The following is a 12,768-nucleotide window of genomic DNA, read 5'->3' as shown; positions in this document are numbered from 1 at the left end:
CCTCTTACCATAATTTTTTTATATAACCTTTAGAATGCAGATATTTTCTATAGTTTATCATAGCGGTATAAGTTGCAAGGATATATATCTTTTCACCACTACAATCTTTGATATAATCGGTTATATTTGAGAATTCAGAACTTATTTTAAATTTATCAGTTGGAATACCAGAAGTCTTTAATCTAACCGCCATATCATACATTCTTTCACCAGATATAAGAATATCTTTTAAATCTAATGCTGAAAGTTTTTCGAAGTTTACATCCCATATCCAAGATACGTCTCTTCCATCTGCATAATTATCATTTAAGAAGAATGCTACTGATAAGCTATCTTTACTAAGACAAAGGGTGTCAATAGCCTGATTGTAACCTGCTGGATTTTTAACTAAAATTATTTTAACTTCCTTACCATCAACATTAATAACTTCTTGACGACCAAAACTGGATTCTTGTTTGTTTAAGGAAATATTTATAGTTTCATCATCAATACCAAGTTCTTTAGTTATTGCATACGCGCAAAGAGCATTATAAATATTATACACTCCAGATTGAGTTACATTGAACTCATGATTATTAAATTCAACTAGAGAGTTGTCTGAAGTTATATCAAGTACACTTGTAAGAGTATATTTCAATTCAGGTCTCTTATAGCCACAGCTTGGGCAATAAAAATCTCCAAGATGGTTATATGATACAAAATTATATTCATAATTTGTTTTACAAAACTTGCAAAATTTTGCATCTGAATTAATATCTATAACTTTTTCGTTGGTAGGGGATAAACCAAAACCAAAATAAGTTATAGGATTTGGAACTTTTAAATCTCCTAAAAGGGATTCATCACCATTTAATATAAGCTTGGTATTTGGAACAAGATTGACACCTTCCATTATTTTTGAGAGAGTTGTGTAAACTTCTCCATAACGGTCAAGCTGATCTCTAAATAAATTTGTTATTGTAATAGACCAAGGAGTTAAATGCTTGGTTATAAACTTTAGATTAGCTTCATCAACTTCGATTACAGCATATCTTTCTTTTGAACTACCAAATTTATAGTTATCTATAAAACATGAAGTAATTCCCGGTAACATATTTGCACCTGTACTATTTGTTATTACGTCATATCCAGCTTCTTTTATAATGTTGTAGATCATACTTGTGGTAGTTGTCTTCCCGTTAGTTCCAGTGATCATAATAATTTTATAATTATTTGTTATGGTTTTTAGTATGGAACTATCAAATTTTAGAGCTATCTTGCCAGGAAAATTACTGCCACCTTTAAATAATTTTTTTGAAAAGAATAATGTTAATTTTGCTGCTATTATACTAATTAAAGATTTAATTTTAATTTAAGACACCACCTTTATAATTAATTATATACTTATGAAATGATTGCTAATCAATTAGTAATCAATATAGTTGAATTTTTCACTAATCTTAAATGGAATGTTATAAGATCTATTATTTAAATCTTTTATTACAGAATCTTTTTTCTCGTAATCAGTTATTATAAGTTTTATACCTATAGATACTGAATAGTTTTTATAAAATATAAAAGAAAATTGAGGTATATAGTTGGTTTCTGTATTGTTACAATTATTGACAAAAACAGTGTTGTTTATAAGTTTAAATTTATATTTGTCATAGCTGCTTGTTAAAACTAAGTTTGCTCCAGTTTTTGAAAGAACCTTTATGTATTCATCATTCAATGGTTTTGATGAATCAACATAAATTACAACTGGCAACTTGTTTTTTTTCAAGTCTTTTACGGCATTCATCATCCTATTGAAATTGTCTGTAGATTCATTATCTACGTCTATATAGATAAAATTAATTCTTTTGCCTTGATAATTTGCTTGAAAATATGATTTAGATGAACAAAGATTGACTCCAAGCTTAGATAAGGTATCAAACTGGTCATCTTTTGCAAAAATCAAGTTTACTCCTTTTTCATTTACGAATTTATTTAAGAAATTAATATCTGCATCTTCAGATTTATCTAAATATCCAAAAGTCAAATCGCTAGTTGATAGAAGTGTAGACACAAGCTGAAGATTTTTTGTTATTGGAACAGGAGTTAAATATATTTCACTAACCTCGTCGCCGGTTTTATCTTTTTTGTATTCAATTTTATTAGCCGTATTATTATACAAAATACTACTCATTGTTAAGTTTGCATTTGGTAAATAGAAGTATACGATAATCCCAATAATAGTAAAAAGTAAGAATAGCAATATTAAATCAACAAGTTTTTTCTTTGAAAAGTGCATTTTAATCACAACCTACCCTATAAACTAAAATATAGTATATCACAATATTAATTTTGCACCAATATATATAAGTACCAATTGAGTTTATTCAATTTAAATATAATGATGAAAGTAGATTTTTTTTAGTGTTTTTGCTAGAATAAGAAGAGAATTTAAAATTTGGAGGAATTATGAGTAAGTTTACTGAATCCCTAAAGAATATTTTTGACAACGTTTTAACTGGTTTAAGAAAGTTAGATTTAAGTTTTATTAAAAGATTTTATAAAAATAAATTAGTTCCTATGTTATCAAGTATAAGAAAAATAGATTTGAAGAATTTAAATTTTAAAAATAGAAAAGTTAAAATAGCAGCAATAGTAATAGCAGCAATAGTAGTGATTGCTACGCCTACTTCATATTATTTTTATAGACAAGCTCAAGACCAAACCGTAAAAATAGCTACAAATAAAGCAGAACAGTATTTCTATAAAAATGAATATGGTAAAGCAATAGAGGAATATAGCAAACTTAATGAGAAGGAAACGTGGCCTCTTTGGGATGTAAAGATAGCTGAAATCTATTCAGTTCAAGGAAATGTTGAAAAATCAAGAGAGTTACTTCAGAACTCCTTAGATAAAAGAAACAAGTATATAGAAAAGAATGGTGAAAAAAAGAAAGACTTTAAAGAAAAAGATGAATATCTTCTTAATTACATAGTTTTTACTGATTTTATGAACAAAGATTTTGATGAGGCATTAAAACAAGGGGAAGCAGCTTTATCAAAATATAAAGACTATAAGCCTTTAATAAAAACTATGTTTTCTACCTATATGTCGAACAATAAGGTTGATAAAGCAAAGACTTTAATTGATACCTATCCAGTAGATGAAAAATCTGCTTATGATATGGCTGATTATTCAAGAATGAAAATTCTTGTTGATAAATGGGATGATGGATTTAAATATCTTGAAAAGGCTTGGAAGCTAGATAAGGATGAATATAAAGTTTACGATGTTCTTGCGCAGATTTCATCATACAATAGAGATGCATTACTAGAAAAACTAATAGCATTAAAAGAAAAAGACAAAGATAATGTAGCATACAATATGTGGTTAGCAAAAGTATATTCTATGACTAATGAAACTGCTGATGATTCTATAAAGTATTTAGATTCACTGAATGACAAGGACACAGGAAAAATTGTAGTTAAGCTAATAAGAGCTTCAGCTCTTCAAAATACTAATAAAACTAAGGAAGCTGATGAGCTTCTTGATAAAGTTATTGACAGTAACAAGGAAGATTACAGAGTTTATCACACAGCAGCTTGGTACTATCTAGACAAAGGAGATTATAAAAAGGCCCTAGAATACTGTAACAACAGTATTCTTAAGAATAAGGATTATCCTGATAATTATGGATTCTTAATGCCTGAAATTCTAAAGAAAATGAATAAAAATAAAGAGGCTGAACCATTCTTTAGAACTGCGTTATTAAAAGAACCGTATAATTACAACATACTTTTAAATATAGCCAATTACTATTGGTATACAGAACAAGACTTAAATAAAGCGTATGAGTTCTTCTATAAAGCGTCATTAATCAAACCTAATGATAGTGAAATAGTTTATAATATGGCTATTATCAAACTTAAGCAAGATAAAAAGGATGATTGTGTAGACTTACTAAAAAAATCAATTGCTTTAAATGAATCGGAGCCAAAGTATCACAGGACACTTGGAACTATATATTTAGGAGATAATAAAAACACAGATGCTATAAAAGAAATAAGATTTGCATATGCGGCAGATAAAAATGATATTCTTACCTTAAACAATGCAGGTTGCTTCTATATTTCTATAAATGGAGATCTTGAAAGAGGTATGGTTAACTTGAAGGCTGCTTATACTGGAATACTACAGTCAACTGATGAATATACTAAAAAAACAATTACTGAAAATTATGAGAAAGCGAAGAAGATTTATGATGACTATAATAAGGAAGATGGTTCTAGTATAAAGGTTCCAGACTTTACATTGTTTTATTAAGATAAGATATATAGTCGTAGTGTTCGAAAGGAAATCTTTTATTAGAAACTTGTATATACAAAACTAGAAATTTGAAGTATCATATTATATCATTAATTTATTAAGTACTACAAGGGAGGAATACATTATGTATCCAATTATTTTTGACAACATCTATTATGATAAGATATGGGGAGGAAGAGATTTTGAACTTTTTAGAGATAATCTTCCAGAAGGGGAAATAGGTGAAAGCTGGGATATAGCGTGCCATCCAAATGGAACAGGTGTAGTTTCTAATGGTAAATATAAAGGAACTTCCTTTAAAGAACTTATTGAAAGATTAGGTAGCGAATTAGTTGGTACTAAAATCGATAAGGAGAGATTTCCTCTTTTAGTTAAGCTTATAAATGCGAAAGATAAACTTTCTGTGCAAGTTCATCCAAATGATGAATATGGTTTAAGAGTAGAAGGGGATTTAGGAAAGACTGAATGTTGGTATGTACTTGAAGCTTTTGAAGGAGCTAACTTAATTGTTGGAACTAAAAATTGTACAAAAGAACAGTTTGTTAATGCAATTAACACTGGAAACTTTGATGAATACTTAAATAAGATTGAAGTTAACAAAGGTGATTTTTTCTTTGTTAAGAGCGGACTAGTTCATGCTATTGGTGAAGGTGTAGTAATAGCTGAAATACAACAAAATAGCGATACAACTTATAGAGTGTATGATTATAATAGAGGAAGAGAAATTCATGTTGAAAAGGCTTTGGATGTTATTGACTTCAGCTTAAAGGGTGAAAACAGTAACGGGTTAAAAGTAGATTTCGATGGATTTTCTAAGACATACTTAGCTCTTTGTGATTATTTTACAATAATAAAGTATGATGTGGATAAGGCAGTAAAGGAATTCAGTGATGAAGAAAGGTTCTACATATTCACTTGTGTAGAAGGTAAGGGCACTATTAAGTACTCAGCTGGCGAAATTTCTGTTAAAAAAGGTGATAGCATATTTATCCCTGCAAACCTTGGAGAATACGAGATTTCAGGAAGTCTTTCACTATTAAAGAGCTTCGTACCAGATGTTGAAAAAGTAGAGACTGAAATACTAGAAATAGTTAAAAAATAAAGATTATAGATTTTAGATTTATCGATTCCAGGAGTAAAGAAGTGATATGGCTCAAGCTTCAAGTTTTGGTCTTACCTCTTTATAAATCTTGGAATTTTTTGTTTATACATCTTCAAATATCATTGTTTTATTTGGATCTGTTCAAGAAGATTGTTGAAATTAATTGGTTAAGCAGGAGACGCTATATGAGCAAGCTATTAGAATTAAATGATTTTTTCAGATGGAATGGCGTTAAGAAACTGTACTGTTCGAACGTAGTGAGTTTACAGTTTTAGCCATGGAATATGACAAAATCATATTAATTCTTTGCGTTAGCTCATTTAAGCGTCGGATGATTAACCAATTAATTTCAGTACTTTACCATAGAAGAGAGTTCACAATAATGTAAACTAAATTTAATTAATTTTTAATGGACAAAACAACTACCAAATTTTATAATTAAGTGGTATGTCAAATAACAAGTGAAAGAGAGTGAGCATATGGCGTTAGATTTTATATTTATTTTAAAGGCTATAATAATTGGTATAGTAGAAGGGATAACTGAATTTATTCCAGTTTCATCTACTGGACATATGATAATAGTTGGTGATTTAATAGGTTTTAATGGAACTGAATTTACTAAAATGTTTGAAATAGTTATACAATTAGGTGCAATACTAGCTATTGTAGTTTTATATTGGAATAAGATATGGACGATGATAAAATCCTTCTTCAAGTTTGAGAAAAAAGGAATTAAGTTCTGGTTAGTAATAGTTGTTGGAACGATTCCTGCTTTAATACTAGGTGTGTTATTTAACGATATGATAGATAAATATCTATTCAGCTCAAAAACTGTTGCTATAGGCTTTATAGTTGGAGGTATATTATTAATAGTAGCTGAAAATAGTTTTAGAAAGAAAGCTAGAAGAGCAAGATCTGTTAAGGATATTGATGAGATTAGTTATGGTCAAGCAATACAAGTAGGCCTTTTTCAATGTTTAGCAATGTGGCCTGGAATGTCAAGAAGTGCATCTACAATAATTGGAGGATGGATCTCTGGTTTAAATACTGCAGTTGCTGCAGAATTTTCATTCTTTTTAGCTATTCCAATAATGATGGGGGCATCTGCTCTTAAAATGATAAAGTTCAATTACGCTACGCTTACTTCTACTCAAGTAGTTGCGTTAGTGGCAGGTTTTGTTGTGGCATTTATAGTTGCATTAATTGTAGTGGATGGATTTATAGCTTTCTTAAAGAAGAAACCTATGAGAGTCTTTGCAGTTTATAGATTGTTTGCAGGACTTATATTAATAGCTTTAATACTTGCTAAATTAATAAAATAAGAACATATAATATAAAAGTTGAGTACATAAGAGAAATTAATATGTACTCAATTTTTTTTGGAATTTTTAGATCATTATAATATTTTAACTATTTGATTAAGCTAATAGATAGGATTATTAAATTTGAAAATTTTCCGTTTTTGCTAATTATTATTTGAATTAATAGACATATTAAAGAGAATAATAACATAAAAAGAATGGAGTGAGGATATGTCTATAGTAGCAGATAGAATTAAAGTTATACTTGATAGGAAAAAATGGAGTAAAAATGATTTAGATGTGTCATGGGTGCAACTAAGTAAATTACTTGTAATTAAAAATCAACTTATTGTAATAATTAAGGGAAATACTATAAATGAGCCAGTTTGGGCAAAGATAGAAAATTTGAAAGAAATGAATGGGGAACTCGTATTATATTACGATGGTGAATTTGAGACAGTACTAACAAAGGATGAATATGATGAATATAAAGAATATATAGGTAAAGAAGAATGGGAAGCTCTATTTTCTCTAGATAGTTTGAAAAAATTGTCTGAAATGAATATGATTGACGACAAAGGTTTCTATTTAGAGATGCATGCAAACATGAGTAAAACAGAGAATACAGAAGATATGCTAAAGTATGAAGAAGTATATAAGGAATTAATCTTGAAATAAATTTAATTTTGAGAATATTTTATAAAATTTTCAATATTAAAAAAATATACTTTTCACAAAGATTTTAATGTGATATCATTAAATAGAAATTAATGTACACATTTACACAAAAATATATAAAAGAATGAACATTCGGGTAGAGGGGGATATGAGATGGCAGAAAAAGTAAAAAAAATCGCATTATTAACTGGTGGAGGAGATTGCCCAGGGCTAAACGCAGTGATAAGGGCAGTTACTAGAACTGCTATATTACAGTATGGTTATGAGGTTTATGGTTACAAGTTTGGATATAGAGGTCTTTATAACAATGATTTAGTTCCTCTAACACTTGAGTCAGTATCTGGAATTCTTCACAGAGGAGGCACCATTTTATATAGTTCAAACAAAGATAATCTATTTGATTATCAAGTTGAAGAAGATGGAAAGATTGTGAAAAAAGATGTATCTGATGTTGGAGTTGAAAACTTGAAAAAAGAAGGCATAGATACATTAGTAGTAATCGGTGGCGATGGAACGCTAACATCTGCAAGAGATTTTGCAAGAAAAGGTGTTAATGTTATAGGAGTTCCAAAAACAATAGATAATGATTTAGAAGCTACAGATGTAACTTTTGGATTTAATACTGCAATAGAAATTGCAACCGAAGCTCTTGATAGATTGCATACTACTGCTGAATCACATCATAGAATAATGCTTTTAGAAGTAATGGGAAGAAATGCAGGTTGGATAGCTTTAGAATCAGGAATTGCTGGTTCGGCTGATGTTATATTGATACCTGAGATTCCATATGATATTAATAAGATAGTAGATAAAATAAGACAAAGAGAAGCTGAAGGTAAACCATTCTCAATAATCGTAGTAGCAGAAGGTGCTAAACCATTAAATGGTGAAGTAGTTGTTTCTAAAGTAGTTGCTGATTCACCTGATCCAATAAGACTTGGTGGAATTGCAAATAAGTTGGCAATTGATTTAGAAAATTTAATAAAAAATCATGAAGTAAGAAGTACTGTTCTTGGACATATACAAAGAGGTGGAAATACTTCTACTTATGATAGAATATTATCAACTAGATATGGTGTAGCTGCTGTTGAATTGATTAATGAAGGAAAGTTCGGAAATATGGTTTGCTTAAAAGGTGATGCTATTTCTTATGAAAGCTTAGAGAATGTTATTGGAAAGACTAAGGATGTAAATCCAGATGGAGAACTAGTAACTGTTGCTAAAAAAATAGGAATTTCCTTTGGAGATTAATATCAAAAGCACTAATTCATATGAATTAGTGCTTTTATAAAGCTTAAAATAGAAATAATAAGAATATTTATAAAATACTTCTAAATATTCTGAAAATATGCTATAATTAGTATAGACATCAAACATAGAAAGCTGGAGGGTATTATGAAGGAGATAAAAAAATATTTAGAGACAAGGATCGGAACATATGGATTTTTCTTCGAGGATTTGGTGAGTGGTTATACTTATGGTTATAATGAAAACGTTAAGATGACAGCAGCGGGGTGTATGAAGCTTCCAATTGCTATAGCTTTAATTAAAGAAGTTGAGCTCGAAAAACTTAACTTTTTGGATAAAATAAAGATAGAAAAACAAGATAAAGTTTATGGTACTGGAATTATTCATGAATTTAATGATAGAGACTATACTGTGTTTGAACTCTTAGTTGCAATGTTAATACAAAGTGATAATACTGCCGCAAATAAGATAATTGATATCATTGGAATGGACAGAATAAATGAAATATTAAAAGAGATGAACTTGAAGAATACGGAATTAAATAGGAAAACTACTGATGAGAGACACAAACACTCTGATGTTGAAAACATGACTAGTGCATATGATTTGTGTCTTTTATGGAAGCATCTTTACAAAGCTACTTATTTGAGCAAAGAAAATAGTACAATGCTTGTAGACATATTGAGAAGACAGCAAATAAAAAATAAATTAGCACTTTATATTCCAGAAGATTTGAAATATGATATTTCTAGTAAAACTGGAGATAAGAGTGGTGTTGAAAATGATACTGAACTTATAGAGTTAAGCAAAGGTAGTTTTGCATTTTCAGTATTGTCTATGGATATACCAAACAGTGTTTACGGAACAATAACTCTTGCTAAATGTGGTAAGATGATGTGGGACAATTTAATGAATAATTGGCATTGAGCCCAAACTCTTGATAACTCCTAGGTTTCTAGGAGTTATAATTTTTCAAAAATATGAATAATAAATATAAAAAATCAGTAGATCAACTTATAATTGTTGATTTACTGATTTTTGTATATATATGGATGTACCACTTCATAATAAAACTTATATTTTTAAATTCTTTCGGATATCATAAACTATTTTGAAGTTTTAGTATATTCAGTGCCTTCAAATGCATTTATATACATTTCTTTAATTTCACTTATTAATGGGTATCTTGGATTTGCTCCAGTACACTGATCATCGAAGGCTTGTTCGCACATATCGTCTAAAGTTCTGTAGAAGGAGTTTTCTGATACTCCAGTTTCTTTAATTGACATTGGAATATTGATCTTTAATTTTAAAGCATCTATTGCATCAATTAATAATTGTAACTTTTCGTCTTCAGTATTTCCACCAAGCTTTACATGATCTGCTATATTAGCATATCTGTTTTTTATATTTGGATATTTGTATTGAGGGAAACCAGCTTGTTTTTTTGGATTGTCGACAGCATTAAACTTAATAACTTCATTAATTAATAAAGCATTTGCAATTCCATGAGGTATGTGATGTTCTGATCCAAGCTTATGAGCCATTGAATGGCAAACTCCTAAGAATGCATTTGCAAAAGCCATACCAGCCATTGTGGAAGCATGAGCCATCTTTTCTCTGGCCTTTATATTTGTTGTACCTTCGTTGTAAGCAGTTGGTAGATATTTAAATATTAATCTAATTGCTTCTAAAGCTAGACCATTTGTATATTCTGATGCTTGGATAGATGTATAAGCTTCAATTGCATGTGTTAATGCATCTATTCCGGAAGCTGAAGTTAATCCTCGAGGCATATTCATCATGAGTTCTGCATCTATTATTGCCATATCAGGAGTAAGTTCATAATCAGCAAGCGGATATTTTATACCGGATTTTTCATCAGTAATAACAGCAAATGGAGTAACCTCAGAGCCTGTACCAGCTGAAGTTGCTATAGCCACCATCATTGCTTTAGTTCCCAACTTAGGGAACGGACATATTCTTTTTCTTATATCCATAAATCTCATAGCAACATCTTCAAACTTTATCTCAGGATGTTCATATAGGACTCTCATTATTTTAGCTGCATCCATCGGTGAGCCGCCACCAAGGGCAATGACTACATCAGGTTCATAATTTAACATCTCTTTAGAACCTTTTATTGCAGTAGAAAGAGTAGGATCAGGTTCTACCTCAGTAAATACTTTATAATCAATACCTATTTCTGAAAGAACAGATGTAACTTTATCTGTATACCCAAGATCATTTAGTATTTTATCAGTGACGATGAAAGCTTTTTTCTTATTCATGTCTTTTAGTTCTCTAATAGCAAAAGGTAAAGAACCATATTTAAAGTAAATCTTTTGTGGGACCTTAAACCAAAGCATATTTTCTCTCCTCTCAGCTACATTTTTTATATTCAATAAGTGTTTTGGTCCGATGTTATCTGATACAGAATTTCCACCCCATGGACCGCAGCCTAGGGTTAATGATGGTGTTAGCCTAAAATTAAATACATCGCCCATGGCTCCGTGGGTTGCGGGCACATTTATTAATGTTCGCACTGTCTTCATAGCTGATGTAAATTTGTCTACTTTTTCTTTTTGAGTTAAAGTATCAATATATAGGATTGAAGTATGTCCAAGGCCTCCTTGCTCAATAAGAAATTCTGCTTTTTCAACAGCTTCATCAAATGTTTTTACTTTGTACAAGGCAAGAACAGGTGAAAGCTTTTCGTGTGCAAAAGGTTCAGAGAAATCCACTATTTCTGTTTCCGCAACTAAAACTCTTGTGTTTTCAGGAACGTTTATATCTGCGAGTTCAGCAATTTTTACAGCTGATTGACCAACAATATTAGGATTTATATTGCCGTTAACTAAAAGTATCTTTCTCAATTTTTCAGCTTCTGAAGTTTTTAATACGTAACCACCACGGTCTTCAAATTCCCTTTTTACATGATCATATACTGAATCAAGCACTAGAACAGATTGCTCTGACGCACATATAACACCGTTATCAAAGGATTTTGATAAAAGAATTGAACTAACAGCCATTTTTATATGAGCACTATCATCTATGATTGCAGGAGTGTTACCAGCTCCAACACCAATAGCAGGTTTTCCAGAGGAATAAGCTGCCTTTACCATTGCAGGACCGCCAGTAGCTAATATCATATCTGATTCTCTCATTATGGTTTGAGAAAGTTCGATACTAGGCTCGTCTATCCAACCGATTATACCTTCTGGGGCACCAGCTTTAATGGCTGCATCTAAAACAATTCGTGCAGCTTCAATAGTGGCATTTTTTGCTCTAGGATGTGGAGAAAATATTATTCCGTTTCTAGTTTTTAAAGCTATTAAAGCTTTAAAAATTGCAGTGGAGGTAGGATTTGTAGTTGGGATAACAGCAGCTATTACTCCGATTGGAGCTGCAATTCTTTTAAAACCAGCAGCTTCATCGTATTCAATAACACCACAAGTCTTTTCGTCCTTGTATTTGTTATAAATATATTCAGCGGCGAAATGATTTTTCATCACTTTATCTTCAAGAACTCCCATTCCGCTTTCATTAACAGCCATTTTGGCTAATTTAATTCGTGCATTATTTGCAGCTATAGCTGCATTTCTAAATATCTCGTCTACTTTTTCCTGGGAGTAAGTGGCAAATAACTTTTGTGCTTTTCTTACCTCGTCGAGTTTTTTTAATAGATCTTCATTGTTTACAACCTTCATTACAGATCCCCTCTTTCAAAAAAAGTTTGTTAAAAATTTAATTATTATGTTAATAATATAACAAACTTTTTTACAAATCAAGTGAAATTTTTAGAAAATTCAAGAAAAACTTTTTTGTAATACCCAAAGTATTGGTTGCAATAACCAAAAATGAAGAGAAAAAACGGAATAACAAACAATTTATATTTTAAAATATACAAAAATTGTTCACTTTGAATTAATGTAGATTGTCAAACAATTAACTATATGGTGGTTTATAATGTATTGGCACAGCTATTGCTTAAATTATAATATGGCATAAACTGTTTTATTACATAATTAGTTTCTTATTATTACAAATTTACCAAACCAAGATTGAACTAAAATCATAACTAAATATGCCAGTTTACTGATAAAATTATAATACATATATTTAAAGTAAAAATTA

9 protein-coding genes are annotated in these 12,768 nt (G+C 30.1%); 6 read left to right on the top strand and 3 right to left on the bottom strand.

All coding sequences use genetic code 11. The features are described 5' to 3' along the window. Positions 1 to 4: 4 nt before the first annotated feature. The gene (locus tag OCU55_RS11225; RefSeq protein WP_261852751.1) at positions 5 to 1,351 is read right to left on the bottom strand and encodes a Mur ligase family protein; all 1,347 of its coding nucleotides are present in this window, start codon (positions 1,349 to 1,351) and stop codon (positions 5 to 7) included. Positions 1,352 to 1,405: 54 nt separating this feature from the next. Then, complete coding sequence (locus OCU55_RS11220; RefSeq protein ID WP_261852408.1) at positions 1,406 to 2,272, bottom strand: hypothetical protein; 867 nt, start codon at positions 2,270 to 2,272, stop codon at positions 1,406 to 1,408. A 170-nt stretch (positions 2,273 to 2,442) separates the two neighbouring features. Between OCU55_RS11220 and OCU55_RS11215 the strand changes: the two genes are divergently transcribed. The 6 genes from OCU55_RS11215 (at position 2,443) to OCU55_RS11190 (ending at position 9,555) form a co-directional block, all read left to right on the top strand. Further along, positions 2,443 to 4,296, top strand: a complete 1,854-nt coding sequence (locus OCU55_RS11215) for a tetratricopeptide repeat protein (protein WP_261852407.1) — start codon at positions 2,443 to 2,445, stop codon at positions 4,294 to 4,296. A gap of 127 nt (positions 4,297 to 4,423) precedes the next feature. Next, the gene (gene manA, locus OCU55_RS11210) at positions 4,424 to 5,401 is read left to right on the top strand and encodes a mannose-6-phosphate isomerase, class I (RefSeq protein WP_261852406.1); all 978 of its coding nucleotides are present in this window, start codon (positions 4,424 to 4,426) and stop codon (positions 5,399 to 5,401) included. Between the two features lie 479 nt (positions 5,402 to 5,880). Next, the gene (locus OCU55_RS11205; protein ID WP_261852405.1) at positions 5,881 to 6,723 is read left to right on the top strand and encodes an undecaprenyl-diphosphate phosphatase; all 843 of its coding nucleotides are present in this window, start codon (positions 5,881 to 5,883) and stop codon (positions 6,721 to 6,723) included. 210 nt (positions 6,724 to 6,933) lie between these two features. After that, entirely contained in the window at positions 6,934 to 7,380 is a 447-nt protein-coding gene (locus OCU55_RS11200; protein WP_261852404.1) for a hypothetical protein, read from the top strand. 153 nt (positions 7,381 to 7,533) lie between these two features. Then, positions 7,534 to 8,631 carry a 6-phosphofructokinase gene (locus OCU55_RS11195; protein WP_261852403.1) on the top strand — a complete coding sequence of 366 codons (1,098 nt, stop codon included), beginning with the start codon at positions 7,534 to 7,536 and terminating at the stop codon, positions 8,629 to 8,631. A gap of 144 nt (positions 8,632 to 8,775) precedes the next feature. After that, on the top strand, positions 8,776 to 9,555 hold the full coding sequence (locus tag OCU55_RS11190; RefSeq protein WP_261852402.1) for a serine hydrolase: 780 nt from the start codon (positions 8,776 to 8,778) through the stop codon (positions 9,553 to 9,555). 179 nt (positions 9,556 to 9,734) lie between these two features. On the opposite strand, the gene adhE is transcribed toward OCU55_RS11190, so the two are convergent. Next, complete coding sequence (gene adhE / locus OCU55_RS11185) at positions 9,735 to 12,341, bottom strand: bifunctional acetaldehyde-CoA/alcohol dehydrogenase (RefSeq protein ID WP_261852401.1); 2,607 nt, start codon at positions 12,339 to 12,341, stop codon at positions 9,735 to 9,737. Positions 12,342 to 12,768: the final 427 nt, after the last annotated feature.

Source organism: Clostridium folliculivorans, assembly GCF_024341905.1.
Classification (GTDB): Bacteria; Bacillota; Clostridia; order Clostridiales; family Clostridiaceae; genus Clostridium_AR; species Clostridium_AR folliculivorans.
This window is presented reverse-complemented; position numbering and strand designations above follow the sequence as displayed.

Coding starts and splice junctions, on each gene's coding strand:
- OCU55_RS11220 (WP_261852408.1), bottom strand. CDS start 2,272: ATGCACTTTTCAAAGAAAAAACTTGTTGATTTAATATTGCTATTCTTA.
- OCU55_RS11215 (WP_261852407.1), top strand. CDS start 2,443: ATGAGTAAGTTTACTGAATCCCTAAAGAATATTTTTGACAACGTTTTA.
- manA (WP_261852406.1), top strand. CDS start 4,424: ATGTATCCAATTATTTTTGACAACATCTATTATGATAAGATATGGGGA.
- OCU55_RS11205 (WP_261852405.1), top strand. CDS start 5,881: ATGGCGTTAGATTTTATATTTATTTTAAAGGCTATAATAATTGGTATA.
- OCU55_RS11200 (WP_261852404.1), top strand. CDS start 6,934: ATGTCTATAGTAGCAGATAGAATTAAAGTTATACTTGATAGGAAAAAA.
- OCU55_RS11195 (WP_261852403.1), top strand. CDS start 7,534: ATGGCAGAAAAAGTAAAAAAAATCGCATTATTAACTGGTGGAGGAGAT.
- OCU55_RS11190 (WP_261852402.1), top strand. CDS start 8,776: ATGAAGGAGATAAAAAAATATTTAGAGACAAGGATCGGAACATATGGA.
- adhE (WP_261852401.1), bottom strand. CDS start 12,341: ATGAAGGTTGTAAACAATGAAGATCTATTAAAAAAACTCGACGAGGTA.